Source organism: Sagittula sp. P11 (assembly GCF_002814095.1).
Taxonomy (GTDB): Bacteria; Pseudomonadota; Alphaproteobacteria; order Rhodobacterales; family Rhodobacteraceae; genus Sagittula.
In genome coordinates this window covers 2,897,968-2,915,584 of the sequence record NZ_CP021913.1, presented here as the reverse complement: position 1 = coordinate 2,915,584, position 17,617 = coordinate 2,897,968, and the positions used below count along the sequence as shown (strand labels likewise).

Here is a 17,617-nt window from a genome sequence, read left to right as displayed (position 1 = left end):
CACCCGTCTTCGTCCGAAGGCACCGCTTGACGCCTGCACCGCGGGCCCCGACAACTCATGGGGACGGCGATGCCTGCGCCCTGCCACCCAAACATGCGATCCCGGCCACGCCGCCGGGGCCGCCGACTTCCGGAGCTTCCCTTGATGACAGCCCAACCGGTGATCCAGGCAAAGAACCTGGACCTGACCTTCCAGACGGCCGACGGCCCAGTGCACGCGCTGAAAGATGTCTCGCTCGACATCCCCAAGGGCGCCTTCGTGTCGTTCATCGGTCCCTCGGGCTGCGGCAAGACCACCTTCCTGCGCTGCATGGCCGCCCTCGAACACCCGACCGGCGGCACGCTGACGGTGAACGGCATGACCCCGGACGAGGCCCGCCGCGCCCGCGCCTACGGCTATGTCTTCCAGGCCGCCGGGCTCTACCCGTGGCGCACCATCGGCCGCAACGTCGCCCTCCCGCTCGAGATCATGGGCTATTCGAAGGCCGAGCGCGAACAACGCATCGCCCGCGTGCTGGAACTGGTCGAGCTTTCCGGTTTCGAGAAAAAATTCCCTTGGCAGCTTTCGGGCGGCATGCAGCAGCGCGCCTCCATCGCCCGGGCGCTGGCCTTCGACGCCGACATCCTGCTGATGGACGAACCCTTCGGCGCGCTGGACGAGATCGTCCGCGACCGCCTGAACGAGGAGGTCCTGCGCCTCTGGGACAAGACCGGCAAGACCATCGCCTTCGTCACCCACTCCATCCCCGAAGCGGTCTACCTCTCGACCCACATCGTCGTCATGAGCCCCCGTCCCGGCCGCATCACCGACGTGATCGAAAGCCCCCTGCCAAAGGACCGCCCGCTCGACATCCGCGACACGCCGGAATTCATCGAGATCGCCCACCGCGTCCGCGAGGGTCTGCGCGCGGGGTACGACGAATGATCCCCATCCGTGCCGCCACCCCCGACGACATGCCCGCCTGCGCGCGGATCGTGCACGACTGGGAAACAGGCACGGGCTACATCCAGGGCACCCCGGACGTGGACACCCTGACCGGCTACCTGGCAGAGGCCTTCCCGGTCCGCGACATGCACGTCGCGGGCGACCCGGTCGAGGGCTACCTGTCCATCGACCCCACCAGCAACAGGATCGGCGCGATCTACCTGGCCCGTCCCGGCCAGGGCACCGGCAAGCGGCTGATGGACCTCGCCAAGGAAGGGCGCGACACGCTCTGGCTGACGGTCTACGCGCCCAACACCCGCGCACAGGCCTTCTACCGCCGCGAAGGCTTCACCGAGACCGCGCGCCTCGACGCCGACCGCGACGGCGCCCCCCCGATGCTGCGCATGGACTGGACCCGCTCCGAGGTCGCGAAATGATCCGTCTGGCCGACAACGACGACCTGCCGCACTGCGCCGAGGTGGTGAACGGCTGGATCGACGGCACGCCGTGGCTGCAACGCGCCACCCCGGCAGAGAAGATCCGCGAGATGTTCGAAGGCATCCTGCAGCACCGCATCATCTGGGTGATCGGCGAACCGGTGGAGGCCTACCTCTCGCTCGATCCCTCCAACGGCCACATCGGCGCGCTGAACTGCCGGACGCCGGGCTGCGGCCACGGCTCCGCCCTGCTCGAAACCGCCCGCGAGGGCCGCGACTTCCTCAGCGTCTGCCCGCTGATGGCCAACGTCCGCGCCCAGACCTTCTGGCGGCGCAACGGTTTTGCGACGCTCGGTCTGGAAGACGAAACAAAGCCGGTGCCGCTGCGCCGGCTCCGCATGGAATGGTCGAGGTATGGATCATGAGCCGCTTCATCCCCCCGCTGCTCGGCGTCCTGCTGGCGCTCATGGCGATCTGGTACGTGGCCGTGGTGCCGATGAACGTGCAGGAAACCCTCACCCGGGCCGAGCGCGCGGAGATCGCCGTCACCCCCGCCACCGCCGTGGAACGCCGCGACACCGGCACATGGGCGCTGGTTTTCGGCAACCTCGGCGCCCTGGGTGAAAGCTGGTCGCTCGACCGGCCCCGCCTGCCCGCCCCGCACCAGGTGGTGGCGGAACTCTACGCCTCGACCGTGGCCGAGGAACTGACCGGGCGGCGCGGCCTCGTCCGCTCCGGTTCGCTGTCGAACCGCGGGCTGCTCTACCATGCCGTCGTGACGCTCAACGCCACCTTCGTGGGCTTCCTGATCGGCACCGGGCTGGGCATCGTGCTGGCCATCGGCATCGTGCACAGCCGCGTCATGGACATGAGCGTCATGCCCTGGGCCATCGTCAGCCAGACCATCCCCATCGTGGCACTGGCGCCGATGATCATCGTGGTGCTCTACTCAGTCGGCATCCAGGGGCTGCTGCCCAAGGCGGTGATCTCGGCCTACCTGTCGTTCTTCCCGGTGGTGGTCGGCATGGTGAAAGGCCTGCGCTCGCCGGACGCCATGCAGATGGACCTGATGCGCACCTACAGCGCACCCACCCGCGACGTGCTGATGAAACTGCGCCTGCCGGCATCGGTGCCCTACCTCTTCGCCTCGCTCAAGATCGCCATCGCGGCCAGCCTCGTCGGCGCCATCGTCGGCGAACTGCCGGTGCAGAAGGGCGGCCTCGGCGCGCGCATGCTGGCGGGCAGCTACTACGGCCAGACCGCCCAGATCTGGGCCGCCCTCCTCATGGCCGCGGGTCTCGCGGCGGTGCTGGTCTGGGCCATCGGCGCCGCGGAACGCCGCACGCTGACCAAAATGGGAATGGCGCAATGACCCACGCCCCCACACCGCACATCCCCGAACCCGCCCGCTCCTCACCCCGGACAAAGGCAAACCGCCCAGGCTTCTCCGCTTCGCAAATACTCACTTCCTCCCTCTCCGCACGAACCTCCGCCGGAGGTCCCTCATGATCCGCGCCGCAACCGCCGTCCCGCGCCACCGACCCTGTTTATCTGCTTGCCAGGCACGCACCTCCTCCCCGACGGCCAGAACCGCCGCCGGAAACCGCCATGATCCGCGACGCACCCGCCCCGCGCCACCGCCCCCGTTTCTCTGCTTCCCAAATACTCACCTCCTCCCCCTCCGCCAAAACCACCGCGGGAGGTCCCGCATGATCCGCACCACGCGCCACCGCTACTCTCATTCCGTGACCGTCCAATCCACACCCGCCGCCCGAGTCCCGTCATGACCCTCATCCTCGCCGCCCTCGCCCTCTGGGCCGCCGGTTTCGCGCTGAACGTGGCGCTGGCCAACGGTCCCGCCCGCGACACCCGCGCGGTACAGCTTGCCGTGCCGCTGATCTTCGGCGCCACGCTGGTCGCCATGTGGGAGCTGATCGTGCGCGGCGCGGGCGTGCCCACCGTGATCCTGCCGCCGCCCTCCGACATCGCCGGGCGCTTTGCCGAAAACACCGGCCTCCTGTGGCGCGACTTCACCCAGACGATCCTCAAGGGCGCGCTCTCCGGCTACATCATCGGCAATGCCGCGGCCTTCCTGACCGCGCTCCTCGTCGACCGTTCCGACTACCTGCGGCGCGGGCTCCTGCCGCTGGGCAACTTCATGGCGGCCCTGCCCATCGTCGGCACCGCGCCCATCCTCGTGATGTGGTTCGGCTTCGGCTGGCAGTCGAAGGCCGCGGTGGTGGTGCTCATGGTCTACTTCCCGATGCTGGTGAACACCGTCGCCGGCCTGTCCGAGACCACCGCCATGCAGCGCGACCTGATGAAGACCTATGCCGCGACCTGGGGCCAGACGCTCTGGACGCTGCGCCTGCCCGCCGCCCTGCCCTTCATCTTCAACGGGCTGAAGATCACCTCCACCCTCGCGCTGATCGGCGCCATCGTGGCAGAGTTCTTCGGCTCGCCCACCCTGGGCCTCGGCTTCCGCATCTCCACCTCGATCGGCCAGCTCGACCTGCCCATGGTCTGGTCGGCCATCGTGGTTGCCGCTTTGGCGGGCACCGGCTTCTACGGCCTGATCGCGCTGATCGAAAAGCGCATGACCTTCTGGCACGCCTCCACCCGAGGCAGCTAACATCCACCCCAAGCCCCCGCATCAACGAGGGGCCAACACCAACCGGAGGTAACAATGAAATACATCCTTTCCACCACGGCAGCCCTCGCGCTCGCCGCGCCGGCCTTCGCCGCCGACGACGTCACGCTTCAACTGAAGTGGGTCACGCAGGCGCAGTTCGCCGGCTACTACGTGGCGCTCGAGCAGGGCTTCTACGAAGAGGCCGACCTGAACGTCACCATCCTGCCCGGCGGCCCCGACATCGCGCCGACCCAGGTGATCGCCGGCGGCGGCGCCGACGTCATCGTCGAGTGGATGCCCGCGGCGCTGGCCGCACGCGAGAACGGTCTGCCGCTGGTCAACATCGCACAGCCCTTCAAGTCGTCGGGCATGATGCTGACCTGCTGGGGCGACGTGGGCATCGAGGAACCCGCCGACCTCGCCAACCGCACGCTGGGCGTGTGGTTCTTCGGCAACGAGTACCCCTTCCTGTCGTGGATGTCCTCGCTCGGCATCAAGACCGACGGCAAGGCCGAAGGCTCCGTCGAGGTGCTGAAGCAGGGCTTCAACGTCGACCCGCTGCTGCAGCGCCAGGCCGACTGCATCTCAACCATGACCTACAACGAGTACTGGCAGGTCATCGACGCGGGTGTGTCCGAGGACGAACTGATCACCTTCAAGTACCAGGACCAGGGCGTCGCCACCATGGAGGACGGCCTCTACGTGCTCGAGGACGACCTCTCCGACGAGGCCTTCGTGGACAAGATGGCGCGCTTCGTCGATGCCTCGATGCAGGGCTGGAAATGGGCCGAGGAGAATCCCGAAGAGGCGGCGATGATCGTGCTCGACTACGACGAGACCGGCGCCCAGACCGAAGAGCACCAGATCCGCATGATGGGCGAGGTCGCCAAGCTGACGGCGGGCTCCAACGGCGCCCTGGACGAGGCCGACTACCAGCGCACGGTGGAGACCCTGTTGGCCGGCGGCTCCGACCCGGTCATCACCAAGGAGCCGGAAGGCGCCTGGACCCACGCGGTCAGCGACAAGGCCCTGCAGTAAGGGCCCTGCAATGAACGGGTTTCGCTGACTGCGTCAGCGACCCGCCGGGGGAAGTTTCACTTCCCCCGGACCCCCTTCAGAGTATTTGCGAAGCAAAGAAGCAGGGCGCGCGGCGCGCGGTGTTCCCTGCCCAGCGCAGATCTTTCGCGCCTTGTCTTCATCTTGGTCCAAATACCTCGGGGGAGCCTCCCGGGAGGGAGGCGGGGGCGGAGCCCCCTTCCGGCCGGAACGGCCGTTGTCCTAACGTCTGCCCAGCACGATGCCCTGCCCGGCCTGACCGGGCGTCGCGAGGGTTCCATGCGCCTCGGCGATGCGGGCGAGGCGTTCGGCCGGGATGGCGCCCCAGGCTTCTGGGCGGCGGGTGCGGAGGTTGAAACCCAGCATCTTCGCCTCGTTGGTGGCCGCCACCTGTCCCGAGGCGTCCAGCACCCGGTGGAAGAGGATGTAGCGTTTGGCATCCCAGTCGAGGAGCTGCGTCTCGATCGTGAAGGCGTCGCCCTCCGCCAGTTCGCCGGAATAGGTGACGTGGTTTTCCACGACGACGTATTCGTGGCCGTCGCGCGCCTCCATCCGCAGCGGATCGTTGATCCAGTTGAAGAAGGCCCAGTTCGCCTGGTCGCAGGCGGTCAGGTAATGCGCCATGTTCATGTGGCCGTATTCGTCCACCCATTCGGGCCGCACGACGTTTTCCACCAGCCTGAGCGGCGCGTCCACCCGGCCGGTCCAGGCGTGCAGGAAGGTTTCCGTCTCCAGCATGTCAGCGCCCCGTCCAGACGGGGGAGCGTTTCTCCATGACCGCCGCGACGCCTTCCTTTGCGTCGGCGCTGTCGTAGAGCCGGCCGTAGGCCTCCAGCCCGCCGGCGCGCATCCGGGCGAAGGCCTCCTGTTCCGTCAGCCCCTCCGTGGCGCGGGCGATCTCCTTGACCGCGCGGAGCGAGAGCGGCGCGCAGACAGCGACGCGGTCTGCCAGCGCGCGCGCCTCCGTCATCAGCGCATCGGCGGGCACCACGGCGTTGATCACGCCCCAGCGCAGCAGTTCCGCGGCGGGGGCGCGGCGGGCGGTCATCAGCATCTCCATCGCGACGGCGCGCGGCAGGCGGCGCGGCAGGCGGATCACCCCGCCGGAATCCGGCACGAGGCCGATCGAGGTCTCCGGCAGGCCGAACTCCGCCCCTTCGGCGGCGACGATCATGTCCGCCGACAGCGCCAGTTCGAACCCGCCGCCCAGCGCCGTGCCATTGACCGCCGCGATCACCGGTTTCGTCAGCCCCCAGAACTCCGTCAGGCCGGCAAAGCCGCCGGGGCCCATGTCGGCCTCCGGGTCCTCGCCCTCCTGCGCGGCCTTGAGGTCCCAGCCGGCGGAGAAGAAGCGCCCCTCGGCGGTGACGATGCCCACCGAAAGCCCGTCGTCCTCCTGCAGTTGCCGGAAGGCGGCGCCCAGCGCCCGCGACGTCGCCGCGTCGATGGCGTTCACCTTGCCGCGTTTCAGCACCACCTCGAGCACGCGCCCGCGCACCCCGACCGTCACATCCGCCATCGTCCGGCTCCTTCGCTTGCCCGGGTACGCTGGGCCATGGCGCGTCCGGAGGCAAGGTCGGAGGCTGCCCAAAAACCGGGCAAAGCGCCCGTCCGGCGGCGCCGCCGCCCCTGCGGACCGCCTGCCCCTTTCGCGCCAGCGCAAGCCCTGTCTATAAATGTCGGGTATGACGACCGCGCCGAGGCCTGCCATGACCGTTCCATCGACCCTGACGAACCGCCTGCAGGCGCTGCTCATGCGTCTTTACCCGGACCATGACACCGAGGAGGTGACCGCCAAGGTGGTGGAGGCCTTCTGGCCCGAGGGCACCGATCCGCGCGGCCGCGCCCGCAAACCCGGCAACCAGCTCTGGAGTCAGAAGGACGCGCTTCTGATCACCTACGGCGACAGCCTGATCGACGGGGTCTACAAGCCGCTCGACCTGTTGCGCGACTTCCTCGGCCAGCACCTGAAGGGCGTGGTGAACGGCGTGCACATCCTGCCGTTCTTCCCCTTCACCTCCGACGACGGGTTCGCGGTGACCGACTACCGCAAGGTGAACCCGGCGCTCGGCGACTGGCCGGACATCCAGCGCATCGCCTCGGAATGGGATCTTGCCTCCGACCTCGTGCTGAACCACGTGTCGTCCCAGGGCACGTGGTTCAACGCCTACCGGCAGGGGCAGAAACCCTACGACGCGTTCTTCTTCGAGGCCTCGCCGGACGACGATCTGTCCATGGTCGTGCGCCCGAGGACCACGCCGCTCCTGCAGGAGGTGGAGACGGCGAACGGCGTAAAGAACGTCTGGTGCACCTTCAGCCACGACCAGATCGACCTGAACTTCAAGAACCCCGAGGTCCTCTACGAGATCATCCGCATCATCCGGCTGCACATCGGGATGGGGGTGAAGATCATCCGCCTCGACGCGGTGGCCTTCGTCTGGAAGCAGCCGGGCACCACCTGCATCCACCTGCCGCAGACCCATGCCATCGTGCAGCTTCTGCGGGTGCTCTCGGACTTCGCGCGCGAACCGGTCGTGCTGCTGACGGAAACCAACGTGCCCAAGGCCGAGAACCTCAGCTACTTCGGGCAGCTGAACGAGGCGCACTGGATCTACAACTTCCCGCTGCCGCCGCTGATCCTGCACGCCATGCTTTCGGGCGACGCGCATTTCCTGTCGAACTGGCTGCGCTCCATGCCGCCCGCCCCGCACGGCTGCGCGTACCTCAACTTCACCGCCTCGCACGACGGCATCGGGATGCGCCCGGCCGAGGGCCTGCTGCCGGACGAAGAGATCGCGCGCATGATCTCCACCGTGCAGGACAGCGGCGGGCGGGCGTCGATGCGGGCGCTGCCGAACGGCGGTACATCGGTCTACGAGCTGAACGCCACCTTCTTCTCGGCCCTGTCGCGCACCTATCGCGGCGACACCGCCAACCACATCGCGCGGTTCCTGTGCTCGCAGACCATCGTCATGTCGATCGAGGGGGTGCCCGCCTTCTACATCCACGCGATGCTGGGCACGGAGAACGACATCGAGGGCGTCGAGCGCCGCGGCATGAACCGCGCGATCAACCGCCACCGCTGGGACTACCCCGAACTGCGCAAGCGCATCAAGGACCCGGAGACCCCGCAGGGCCAGGTCCTGCCCGCCCTGAAGGAACGGCTGAAGCTGCGCGCCAAACAGCCCGCCTTCCACCCCAACGCCACGAACTTCACCCTGAACGTGGACGACCGGGTGTTCTGCGTCTGGCGGCAGTCGATCAACCGCGAACAGTCGATCTTTGCCCTGCACAACGTCAGCGCCGAGACGGTGGACCTGCCGCCGCGCGCGCTCAACCTGATCGCGGACGAGGAATGGATCGACCTGCTCTCGGGCGAGACGCTCCACCCCGAGGAGGACGGCGTGACGCTCGCCCCCTACCAGTGCCGATGGATCACCAACCGGGGGTGACCGTAAAAAGCGTCCGGACGGATTGTTGACCTTGCGGCAGGTCCAACCCCATCATGGGCGGACCTGCTGAACTACACCGGACGACCTCATGACATTTCGCCTTCTGGCCTTCCTCGCCTGCATCCTCCTCCTGTCCGCGCCCGCGCAGGCCGCCGACATCACCATGGGCAACGACTGCGACATCCACCTCTCCGGCCAGATCGTGAAGGGCGACGCCGACCGCTTCGGCGCACTGATGGACGGCGCGGCCTGCACCTATTCCACCCTGCACCTGTCCTCGCCCGGCGGCTCGGTGACAGAGGCGCTGGCCATACCGCAGCACTTCAGCCGCACGACCACCGTGATCGATGCCGGGCAGACCTGCCTGTCGGCCTGCGCGCTGATCTTCATGGCGGGCCACACCTGCGCCGGTGCGCCCTACACATGCCAGCCCACCCGCCGGATGCACCCCACGGCGACGCTGGGCTTCCACGCGCCCTTCCTCCAGCCGGACCAGAAGCAGCAGCTTGTGCCGCTCGACCTGTCGTTCTCCGCCGCGCTCGACATCTTCGCCCAGATCCAGAGCGCGTTCTCCAAGCTCTCCTCCGTCGTGGCCTCCACCGGCTACAAGCAGGCGATGATCCATCCCGACCTCTTCGCGCAGATGTTCAGCACGCCGCCGCAGGAGTTCTACACGATCACCACGAACGACCAGTTCTACAGCTTCGACATCGGGCTGATGGACGACATCCCCAACACGGCCACCCCCGCCTTCGACCGGCAGCGCGCCGCGACCCTGTGTTACAACATGCTCTATTCCACCTATCGCGGCTGGAACCACTCGGAGTTCGGCTTTGCCGATTACGATACCGGCGGGCAGGAGTATTTCGAAAGCGTCACGAACCACGTGCAGCGGCAGGACCCCGCCCCGTGGCTGGGCGACGGCGTGAACATCCCGGTCGACTTCGTCGAGTTCCGCAACCTCAACCTCGGGATGGGCTGGTCCGGCTGGTGCGAGATCATGCCCGAGCCCGGCTCCGGCACCGTGTCGGTGAACCTCTACCGGCAGGACAACATGCCCTCCGACAACGACCGGGCCGACGCGCGCGCCTACATGCACTACAGCATGGCCTGGCCGCCGCGCACGCCGCTCAGCGCCGTCTCGTGGAAGGCGGCGGCTGGCGGGGCGGCCGCCACCCCTGCGTCCGTTCCCGGCCCCGATCCGGTGGCGCTGGCGCGCGCCTACTTCGACCGCCTTGGCAAGCGTGACGGCGGCGCCCCCTCTGCCCTCTGGATTCCGGAAAAGCGCGAGGCCATCGACCGGGCCGCCGCGGGCATCTGCGATGCGAGCCTCGTCGATGCCTCCGATGCCGACCTCTCCGGCGGCGCGGCAACGGTCAGCCTGCGCGCCCGGGTGACCGGCTGCGGCGCGACCTCGGGCGAAGTCTACGCCCTGCGCATGACCTTCACCCCCGGGGCGGACGGCTGGCGGATCTCGGCCCTGAACAGCGCCGAGTGAGCTGTTTCCGGGGCCGACGCGCCCCTGTTAACCTCTTTTTTCCGCTGCGCTGCAGAAAGGTTACCAACCGGCCGGTTCGAGGGGTCGAAACGGCCGGTTGACCCCTTACAGGCGGGAAACCATGGTGAACGGGTGCTGAATCCGTTGTGGAATGCGCCGTGCATGCCCCCAGATCTGCGCGTCGCAGGGCATCGACCGCAGCCTTAACCCCTCCGCGCGCGGCGTTAAGATGAACGGATCTTCATCAGAACGGCTTCGCCTCGAACTCCGCATTGTCGGCGGCCACCAGCGACCGCAGCTCCGACACCAGCCCCTGGTCGGCGGCGTTCACACGGCTCCAGTTCGGAATGAACGGCGCGTCGTTGGGCTTGGCCAGGAAGGTGTGCCCAGCGACCATGATGTTCTCCGCGAACAGCTCGATGGTGCGTTCCTCGCGGTGCCGGTCCAGCGTCAGCCCGTTCATCTTGGCGTCGTTGTCGTAGAACTCCAGCAGGTCCAGCGCGACCCGGTAATAGGTGGCCTTCAGCGCCCGGAAGGAGTTGGCGGTGAAGATCGTCCCATCCGCCGCCAGCTTGCGGAAGATCGCCTTGCAGATGTCGGTCGACATGCGGTTCAGGCCCGCCGCCGCGTCGCCCTCGCTTTCGTCCTGGTGCTTGTGATCGTACGCGTCGGCGATCTCAACCTGGCAGACGGTGTGCCGCCCGCTGTTGCGCCAAACCTCTGACAACACGCCGATTTCCAGCCCCCAGTCCGACGGGATGCGCAGGTCGGGCAAAAGCCCGGTGCGCAGCGCGAACTCGCCCGACAGCGGGTAGCGGAAGGCGCGCAGGTAGTCGATGTAGTCCCGGTCGCCGATCACCCGCTTCAGCGCGATCAGGAGCGGCGAGACCAGCAGCCGCGTCACCCGCCCGTTCAGCTTGCCGCCGCCGACACGCGGGTAGAACCCTTTCGACAACTGGTAGCGGAAGTTCGGATTCACCACCGGATAGACCAGCCGGGCCAGCATCTCGCGGTCGTAGGTGACGATGTCGCAATCGTGCAGCGCCATCACCGCCGTGTCCGCGCAGGAGATCAGGTAGCCCATGCAGGTCCACATGTTCTTGCCCTTGCCCGGCTCGTCCGGGGCCAGCCCCATCTCTTCGAGCCGCGCCATATAGGCCTTCATCCTGGGGCTGTCGTTCCAGAGCACCACATGATCTTGGGGCAGCTTGGAAAAGAAATCCCGCGCCCGGCGGAACTGGTCCTCATTCGCGCGGTCCAGCCCGATGACGATCCGGTGCAGGTAGCTGACCTGGCTCAGCTCGTCGATGATGTGCGACAGCGCCGGGCCTTCCAGCTCCGAGTAGAGCGAGGGCAGCACGAGGCTGATCTTGCGCGTCTGGGCGAAGGTCTCGATCTCGTAGACCAGTTCCTCGATCGGGCGCTGCCGCAGGTTGTGGAACTGGGCGATATTGCCGTTCTGGTGAAAGTCAGCCATGCGCGGGATCCTTCGCGTCGTAATCGTCAAGAAGCGACAGCACCGCCGCCGCCCAGCCCGCGGGCCCCGGGAGGTCGGTGCGCAGGATGCGCCCCGCGTCCTCCCCCTCCAGCAGAGGCAGGCCCGGACCGTGATCGTTGCGCACGACGACGCCGATGTCAGCCGTCTGAAGCATCTCGATGTCGTTGGGCGCGTCGCCAAGCGCAATTGTCCGGGTGGCGCCCATTTCCCGGGCGAGTTCGCGCATGGCATCCGCCTTTGTCCGGCCCAGCGACAGGGTCAGGAACCGCCCGCCGCTGCGCCCCCGGACGCCGTACATGCCAAGCCCGGCGAGGAAGGCGTCGCGCGCCTCGTCCGTTCCGGACCACAGCCCGGGTTCGGAGAAGCACCGCTGCCCGGCCCGTTCGGCGCCGTCCAGGCCAAGTCCCGTCACCTCCGCGATCTCCTCTGCGGTCATGTCGGCAAAACCGCGGAACCCGGCCCGAAGTTCCGGTGCCAGATCGGAAAGGGCGCGGCGGATGCGGGCGTGGTCCTCGCTGTCCTGCGCCACACCTTCTGCGGGCCGGTAAACCCCTGCACCGTTCTCCACGATGGCAGGCGTATCGCCAAGGCCGAGGTCGGCATGCAAGGGCGCAACCTCCGCCGAGGTCTTCGACGTGGCAAGGATCAGGGGAACGTCCCGCGCCTTCAACGCATCCAGTGCCGGGCGCGCCGCCTCCCACGAATACGTGTCGTGATCCAGCAAGGTGCCGTCTAGGTCGGTGAACACGATCAAACCCATGAAGCGACCTCTGCCTGCTTGTCCCTGCAGGATTTATGCCGCAGCCGCATCCCGGCAACCACCGTCCATGCTGCAGTGCGGCTCAATGTGCGGCGGAGAGGTCACGGATGCCCTTCCCAATCGATGGTCAGGTCGACCGGGCCGAGCTGTTCCGCCACCCGGTGCGCGTTCGGGATATCGTTGCCCATGGCCTTTTCGCGCGCACCGGCATGGTCGTATTCGTAGCTCACCCAGCGTTCGATCAGGCGCCGCTCCAGTTCCTCCATCGGCACCGACAGGTAGACCGTCAGGTCCCACAGGTCGGACAGCGCGCTCCACGGGTCCTGGGCGAGGCACAGGTAGTTGCCCTCGACGATCACCGTCTCCGTCTCCGGGCCGATACGTTCGGCCCCGGCGATGGCGATTTCGCGGGTGCGGTCGAAGACGGGCAGGATGACCTCGTCCTCTTCGGCGACACGGGCCAGGCAGGCGCGGAAACCGCCGAAGTCAAAGGTCTCGGGTGCGCCCTTGCGCGGCAGCAGCCCGGCAGGCCGCAGCAGCCGGTCGTCGAGGTGAAACCCGTCCATCGGCATCACCGCCGCGTTGGGCACGCGCGCGGCAACCACATGCGCCAGCGTCGATTTTCCCGATCCCGGCGCCCCGGCCACGGCGACCAGCCGCCGCCGCCCCCGTATCGGTGTCTCGGCGATCCGCTCCGCCACCAGCGTTGCGCTTTTCTGAACGTCCATGGCCCTACCCCCTTCCCGATTGGTGAGGGTCCGGGCCGGGCTTGTCAACGCGGAGGGGCCGGAGGTTCAGCCGAACAGCCGTCCGCGCGCACGGATGACAGCCAGCGCGACAACGGCCAGATAGGCCCAGTCGATCAGCACCAGCAGGTACCACGGGTGGGTGAAGCTGAAGCCGATGACGGTCACGGTGGCAAACAGGATGACGGCGATCATCCGGCGCGGCACCTTGATCGCCTTGGGCGACGGCGTCTTCAGCTTGGAGATCATGAGCATACCGATGAGCGCGAGCCAGAGGGCGACCATCGCCGGGGCCTCTCCCGCGTCCCAGCCGCCGGCGAGCATCATGAACACCGGCAGAAGGCCCAGCATCGCCCCTGCCGGCGCGGGGACGCCGACAAAGTGCCGCTTGGGCCCCGCGCTTTCATCCGCCTGGCCCGACATGACGTTGAACCGGGCGAGACGCAGGCAGGTCGCGGCGGCAAAGAGCAGCGCAAAGACCCAGCCGAAGCCGCCGGTATGAGACAAGTGGACCTGGTAGACGACAATCGCGGGCGCGACGCCGAAGCAGAGGAAATCGGACAGCGAATCCAGTTGCGCGCCCATCGGCGACTCGGCCTTGAGCTTGCGGGCGAGCAACCCGTCGAGCCCGTCCGCCAGCGCGGCGATCAGGATGGCGAACACCGCCGCCCCAAACCGCCCCTCCATGGCGAAACGGATGGCGGTGAAGCCGAAGCTCATGCCCGTCAGCGTCACCATGTTCGGCAGGAGCAGCAGCAGGGAGACCTGGCTGCGGTCCTCCGGCTGGGTTTCCGGCTCGGTGGGGAGGTCAGGCATGGTTCAGCCTTCCCCGCTTTCGGCGGTCAGGTCGGCGATGACGGTTTCGCCCGCGACCATCGTTTGGCCGATGCGCACCAGCGGCGTGGCGCCGGGCGGCAGGTAGATGTCGAGACGCGACCCAAAGCGGATCAGGCCGAACCGTTCGCCCCGCTCCAGCGTGTCGCCGTTCTTGGTCCAGCACAGGATGCGCCGCGCCACGAGGCCCGCGATCTGCACGACGCCATAGCGCCGCCCGTCCGGCAGGGTCACGGCCAGGCCGTTGCGCTCGTTGTCCTCCGACGCCTTGTCGAGCGAGGCGTTGAGGAACTTGCCGGGCCGGTAGGCGACGACATCGACCGTGCCTGCGGACGGCAGGCGGTTCACGTGACAGTTGAAGACCGACATGAAGACGGAGATGCGCACCATCTCTGCCTCGCCCAGTCCCAGCTCTGCCGGCGGCACGGCCGGTTCCAGCAGCGAGACAAGCCCGTCGGCGGGGGAGACCATGACATCCGGGCGCTCGGGGATCACCCGCTCCGGGTCGCGGAAGAAGTAGTAGACCCAGACGGTCACGCCCGCGGCAAGCCAGCCGAGCGGCTCCCACACAAGGAACAGCACGACCGCGATTGCGGCTGCTATGGCAACGAACTTTCGTCCTTCCGGATGCATCGGCTTGACGAAGGTGGACAGCATGGAGACAGACATGGAACCCCGCAGTGTTGGTCTGCCCTTCTCAGATATTCAGGCGTCGGATGCAAATCAAACCTGAGTCACGCGCCCCGGGTTCAAGCGTCGCGGCGCATCCGTCGGCATCCGTGGCCCCGAAGCCAGCGGCTTGCCGCCGCTAGGCGCGGCGGCCATTGCGCGGGACCGTCGCAGGGCGCAACATTCGTGCAGACATTACAGGCTGCCGGGGAAGGAAACGTCTATCTGCGCCGCTGCCCGGATAACGTCGCGTACGCCCCTATTGCCCGACAGATTGCCTTCGGTATTGATTTGCCGATGGCAGAAACGGCCAACCTGAAGTACCCATTCCGGTGTACGCTAACTCAAACTCAGGTTGCCACACCTGGAAAAGACTACACCATAACACGAAGGGCGGGATCGCCCGGACCCAGCAAGGGACGCTCATAATGACAAGACTTGCCCACCTGACCCTGACGACATTCCTGAGCGCCGGCATCGCCACCGCCGGACTGGCCCAGGAGACCCACCCCGAGACCGGCGAGCCGCTGGCCGCGGAACAGACCTTCACCTACCGCATCCTCGACGAGTTCTCTTCGCTCGACCCGCAGGTGGTCGAGGACGTGACCGGCTCCGAACTGGCGCGCGACCTGTTCGAGGGCCTGATGAACCAGGACGAGAACGGCGAACTGGTGCCCGGTGTCGCCACCGGTTTCGAGGCCTCCGAGGACAAGACCACCTACACCTTCACGCTGCGCGACGATGCGAAGTGGTCGAACGGCGATCCCGTGACCGCGCAGGACTTCGTCTTTGCGTGGCGCCGCGCCGTCTCTCCGGAACTGGCGTCGCCCTACCAGTGGTACATGTCGCTCATGTCCATCGAGAACGCAGACGCGATCATCGCAGGCGATATGGCACCGGAAGAGCTGGGCGTGACCGCCATCGACGATCGCACCCTCGAGGTGAAGCTCAGCCAGCCGCTGTCCTACTTCCCGCAGATGGTGACGCACGCCACGACCTTCCCGGCACCGCAGAAGGTGATCGAGGAATTCGGCGACGACTGGACCAAGACGGAAAACATCGTTTCCAACGGCGCCTACGTGCTGACCGAGCACATCCCGAACGAACGCTCCACCCGCGAGCGCAACGAGATGTACTGGGACAACGAGAACACCATCATCGACAAGACCGTCGCGCTGGTCATAAACGACGAGAACGTGGCACTGACGCGTTTCCTCGCCGGTGAGCTCGACCGCACCGAGGTCCCCGCAGGCCAGTTCCCGCGCCTGTCCGAGGAACACCCCGAGGAGGCGATCAGCTTTCCGCGGCTGTGCAACTACTACTACACGTTCAACCTGTCCGACAGCGGCCCCGAAGCCTTTAAGGACGTGAACGTGCGCAAGGCGCTGGCGCTGGCCATCGACCGCGACATCATCACCAAGAACGTGCTGGCGGGCGGTGAAGTGTCTGCCTACACCTTCGCACCGGCCGCCGTGGCCAACTTCGAACCGCCGGTCACCGAGATGCAGGAGATGACCCAGGCAGAGCGCGACGAGAAGGCCAAGGAACTGCTGGCAGAGGCAGGCTACGGCCCCGAGAACCCGCTGAAGTTCGGCATGATGTACAACACCTCCGACAACCACCAGAAGATCGCCGTGGTCATGTCGCAGATGTGGAAGCAGAAGCTGGGCGTCGAGGTCGAGCTGTCCAACATGGAGTGGAAGGTCTTCCTCGAGGTGCGCGGCAACCAGGACTTCGAACTGGCACGCGGCGCATGGTGCGGCGACTACAACGAGGCGTCCACCTTCCTCGACCTGCTGACGACGCCGTCCGGCTACAACGACGGCAAGTACTCCAACGCCGACTACGACGCCCTGATCCAGGAGGCGAAGTCCGCCGACGACAGCGCGCCGCTCTACGCCGAGGCCGAGCAGATCTTTGCACAGGACATGCCGGTGATCCCGGTCTACCACGCGGCAGGCGTCTACATGATGGACAGCGACGTGGGCAACTGGCCGGTGAACAACGTCGAACAGAACTGGTATTCGAAGGACCTCTACAAGGTCGCCGAGTAACCCCTCCCGAGACCCGTCCCGGCGTTCGCGCCGGGACCTGTCCCCGCGCCTCCCGACTGTGCGCAGGGACACGGGCACCGGCCAAGTCCCGGTCCCGGGGTGCCGATCCACATCCGCAAGGTTGAACCCCACATGCTTTCCTACGTGATCCGACGGCTTCTGGTGGCTGTCCCGACGATCCTGTTGCTGGTGATCGCCGCCTTCACCATGATGCAGCTTGCTCCCGGCGGGCCATTCACCTCCGAACGCCCCCTCCCCCCCGAGGTGCTTGCCAACATCGAGCGCCGGTACGGCCTCGACCAGCCGCTGTGGAAACAGCTCTGGAACTACTTCGCCAACATCGTCCTGCATTTCGATTTCGGTCCGTCCTTCGTCTACAAGGACCGCGACGTGAACGACATCATCGCGCAGGGTTTCCCGATCTCGCTGACCTATGGCTCGCTGTCGTTCCTCGCCGCGACCGTCGTGGGCGTGACGCTGGGCATCGCCGCCGCGATCCGGCACAACACCTGGATCGACTATTTCGCCGTGTCGCTGGGGATCGCCGCGCAGGCGCTGCCGAACTTCATCATGGGCCCCATCCTGATCCTGACCTTCACGCTCTGGCTGGGCCTGCTGCCCGGCGGCGGGTGGAACGGCGGACAGTGGGAATACCTGATCATGCCGGTGATCGCGCTCTCGACCTCCTACATGGGGTCCGTCGCCCGGATCACCCGCTCGTCGATGCTGGAGGTGCTGAACTCCAACTTCATCCGCACCGCCCGCGCCAAGGGCCTGCCGCAAAGCACGATCATCTGGCGGCACGCGATGAAGCCGACGCTTCTGCCGGTGATCTCCTACCTCGGGCCGGTCTTCGTCTACGTGCTGACGGGCTCGGTCTTCGTGGACCTCTACTTCTCCACCGGCGGCCTCGGTCAGAGCTATGTGAACTCCGCCCTCACCCGCGACTACGCGGTGCTGCTGGGCGTGACGATCCTCTATGGCGCGCTGACCGTCATCGTGAACCTGCTGACCGACCTCGCCTACGCGTGGTTCGATCCCAAGATCCGGTACTGAC

17 protein-coding genes are annotated in these 17,617 nt (G+C 67.0%); 10 read left to right on the top strand and 7 right to left on the bottom strand.

Features of this window, described 5'->3' with window-relative positions; genetic code table 11:
• Positions 1–144: 144 nt before the first annotated feature.
• The 6 genes from CDO87_RS14035 to CDO87_RS14010 all read left to right on the top strand — a co-directional run bounded on the left by CDO87_RS14035 (position 145) and on the right by CDO87_RS14010 (position 5,031).
• Positions 145–924 (top strand): ABC transporter ATP-binding protein, encoded by a 780-nt coding sequence (locus CDO87_RS14035; protein ID WP_100929348.1) that lies wholly within the window; start codon positions 145–147, stop codon positions 922–924.
• Positions 921–1,361 carry a GNAT family N-acetyltransferase gene (locus tag CDO87_RS14030; protein WP_198521725.1) on the top strand — a complete coding sequence of 147 codons (441 nt, stop codon included), beginning with the start codon at positions 921–923 and terminating at the stop codon, positions 1,359–1,361. Before CDO87_RS14035 ends, CDO87_RS14030 begins: the two co-directional genes overlap by 4 nt.
• Positions 1,358–1,786 (top strand): GNAT family N-acetyltransferase, encoded by a 429-nt coding sequence (locus CDO87_RS14025; protein ID WP_100929347.1) that lies wholly within the window; start codon positions 1,358–1,360, stop codon positions 1,784–1,786. The genes CDO87_RS14030 and CDO87_RS14025 overlap by 4 nt, the downstream gene beginning before the upstream one ends.
• Positions 1,783–2,733: an ABC transporter permease gene (locus tag CDO87_RS14020; protein ID WP_100929346.1), complete on the top strand. Its 951-nt coding sequence runs from the start codon at positions 1,783–1,785 to the stop codon at positions 2,731–2,733. The genes CDO87_RS14025 and CDO87_RS14020 overlap by 4 nt, the downstream gene beginning before the upstream one ends.
• Positions 2,734–3,144: 411 nt before the next feature.
• A complete protein-coding gene (locus tag CDO87_RS14015; RefSeq protein WP_100929345.1) occupies positions 3,145–3,993 on the top strand; it encodes an ABC transporter permease in 849 nt (282 codons plus the stop codon).
• A 54-nt stretch (positions 3,994–4,047) separates the two neighbouring features.
• Positions 4,048–5,031 (top strand): ABC transporter substrate-binding protein, encoded by a 984-nt coding sequence (locus CDO87_RS14010; protein ID WP_100929344.1) that lies wholly within the window; start codon positions 4,048–4,050, stop codon positions 5,029–5,031.
• Between the two features lie 240 nt (positions 5,032–5,271).
• On the opposite strand, the gene CDO87_RS14005 is transcribed toward CDO87_RS14010, so the two are convergent.
• Positions 5,272–5,787 (bottom strand): thioesterase family protein, encoded by a 516-nt coding sequence (locus tag CDO87_RS14005; RefSeq protein ID WP_100929343.1) that lies wholly within the window; start codon positions 5,785–5,787, stop codon positions 5,272–5,274.
• Position 5,788: 1 nt separating this feature from the next.
• The gene (locus tag CDO87_RS14000; protein WP_100929342.1) at positions 5,789–6,568 is read right to left on the bottom strand and encodes an enoyl-CoA hydratase-related protein; all 780 of its coding nucleotides are present in this window, start codon (positions 6,566–6,568) and stop codon (positions 5,789–5,791) included.
• A gap of 190 nt (positions 6,569–6,758) precedes the next feature.
• On the opposite strand from CDO87_RS14000, the gene CDO87_RS13995 reads away from it, so the two are divergent.
• Together CDO87_RS13995 and CDO87_RS13990 are read left to right on the top strand one after the other, a co-directional pair.
• Positions 6,759–8,501 (top strand): alpha-amylase family glycosyl hydrolase, encoded by a 1,743-nt coding sequence (locus tag CDO87_RS13995; protein WP_100929341.1) that lies wholly within the window; start codon positions 6,759–6,761, stop codon positions 8,499–8,501.
• Between the two features lie 88 nt (positions 8,502–8,589).
• On the top strand, positions 8,590–9,999 hold the full coding sequence (locus CDO87_RS13990) for a hypothetical protein (protein WP_100929340.1): 1,410 nt from the start codon (positions 8,590–8,592) through the stop codon (positions 9,997–9,999).
• Between the two features lie 244 nt (positions 10,000–10,243).
• Here the strand turns inward: CDO87_RS13990 and CDO87_RS13985 are convergent, their stop codons facing one another.
• The 5 genes from CDO87_RS13985 to CDO87_RS13965 form a co-directional block, all read right to left on the bottom strand.
• A complete protein-coding gene (locus CDO87_RS13985; RefSeq protein ID WP_100929339.1) occupies positions 10,244–11,476 on the bottom strand; it encodes a glycosyl transferase in 1,233 nt (410 codons plus the stop codon).
• Positions 11,469–12,257 (bottom strand): mannosyl-3-phosphoglycerate phosphatase, encoded by a 789-nt coding sequence (locus tag CDO87_RS13980; RefSeq protein WP_100929338.1) that lies wholly within the window; start codon positions 12,255–12,257, stop codon positions 11,469–11,471. The genes CDO87_RS13985 and CDO87_RS13980 overlap by 8 nt, the downstream gene beginning before the upstream one ends.
• A gap of 101 nt (positions 12,258–12,358) precedes the next feature.
• Positions 12,359–12,985, bottom strand: coding sequence for a hypothetical protein (locus tag CDO87_RS13975; RefSeq protein ID WP_100929337.1), 627 nt, complete (start codon positions 12,983–12,985; stop codon positions 12,359–12,361).
• A gap of 66 nt (positions 12,986–13,051) precedes the next feature.
• Positions 13,052–13,819: a CDP-diacylglycerol--serine O-phosphatidyltransferase gene (pssA, locus tag CDO87_RS13970; RefSeq protein ID WP_100929336.1), complete on the bottom strand. Its 768-nt coding sequence runs from the start codon at positions 13,817–13,819 to the stop codon at positions 13,052–13,054.
• Positions 13,820–13,822: 3 nt separating this feature from the next.
• Positions 13,823–14,506, bottom strand: a complete 684-nt coding sequence (locus CDO87_RS13965; protein WP_100929335.1) for a phosphatidylserine decarboxylase — start codon at positions 14,504–14,506, stop codon at positions 13,823–13,825.
• 428 nt (positions 14,507–14,934) lie between these two features.
• On the opposite strand from CDO87_RS13965, the gene CDO87_RS13960 reads away from it, so the two are divergent.
• Entirely contained in the window at positions 14,935–16,560 is a 1,626-nt protein-coding gene (locus CDO87_RS13960) for a peptide ABC transporter substrate-binding protein (protein WP_100929334.1), read from the top strand.
• A 132-nt stretch (positions 16,561–16,692) separates the two neighbouring features.
• Complete coding sequence (oppB, locus tag CDO87_RS13955) at positions 16,693–17,616, top strand: oligopeptide ABC transporter permease OppB (protein ID WP_100930974.1); 924 nt, start codon at positions 16,693–16,695, stop codon at positions 17,614–17,616.
• The last annotated feature ends 1 nt before the right edge of the window (position 17,617 follow it).

Coding starts and splice junctions, on each gene's coding strand:
- CDO87_RS13980 (WP_100929338.1), bottom strand. CDS start 12,257: ATGGGTTTGATCGTGTTCACCGACCTAGACGGCACCTTGCTGGATCAC.
- CDO87_RS13975 (WP_100929337.1), bottom strand. CDS start 12,985: ATGGACGTTCAGAAAAGCGCAACGCTGGTGGCGGAGCGGATCGCCGAG.
- CDO87_RS14030 (WP_198521725.1), top strand. CDS start 921: ATGATCCCCATCCGTGCCGCCACCCCCGACGACATGCCCGCCTGCGCG.
- CDO87_RS13990 (WP_100929340.1), top strand. CDS start 8,590: ATGACATTTCGCCTTCTGGCCTTCCTCGCCTGCATCCTCCTCCTGTCC.
- CDO87_RS14035 (WP_100929348.1), top strand. CDS start 145: ATGACAGCCCAACCGGTGATCCAGGCAAAGAACCTGGACCTGACCTTC.
- CDO87_RS13960 (WP_100929334.1), top strand. CDS start 14,935: ATGACAAGACTTGCCCACCTGACCCTGACGACATTCCTGAGCGCCGGC.
- CDO87_RS14025 (WP_100929347.1), top strand. CDS start 1,358: ATGATCCGTCTGGCCGACAACGACGACCTGCCGCACTGCGCCGAGGTG.
- CDO87_RS14005 (WP_100929343.1), bottom strand. CDS start 5,787: ATGCTGGAGACGGAAACCTTCCTGCACGCCTGGACCGGCCGGGTGGAC.
- CDO87_RS14020 (WP_100929346.1), top strand. CDS start 1,783: ATGAGCCGCTTCATCCCCCCGCTGCTCGGCGTCCTGCTGGCGCTCATG.
- CDO87_RS13985 (WP_100929339.1), bottom strand. CDS start 11,476: ATGGCTGACTTTCACCAGAACGGCAATATCGCCCAGTTCCACAACCTG.
- pssA (WP_100929336.1), bottom strand. CDS start 13,819: ATGCCTGACCTCCCCACCGAGCCGGAAACCCAGCCGGAGGACCGCAGC.
- oppB (WP_100930974.1), top strand. CDS start 16,693: ATGCTTTCCTACGTGATCCGACGGCTTCTGGTGGCTGTCCCGACGATC.
- CDO87_RS14000 (WP_100929342.1), bottom strand. CDS start 6,568: ATGGCGGATGTGACGGTCGGGGTGCGCGGGCGCGTGCTCGAGGTGGTG.
- CDO87_RS14015 (WP_100929345.1), top strand. CDS start 3,145: ATGACCCTCATCCTCGCCGCCCTCGCCCTCTGGGCCGCCGGTTTCGCG.
- CDO87_RS13965 (WP_100929335.1), bottom strand. CDS start 14,506: ATGTCTGTCTCCATGCTGTCCACCTTCGTCAAGCCGATGCATCCGGAA.
- CDO87_RS13995 (WP_100929341.1), top strand. CDS start 6,759: ATGACCGTTCCATCGACCCTGACGAACCGCCTGCAGGCGCTGCTCATG.
- CDO87_RS14010 (WP_100929344.1), top strand. CDS start 4,048: ATGAAATACATCCTTTCCACCACGGCAGCCCTCGCGCTCGCCGCGCCG.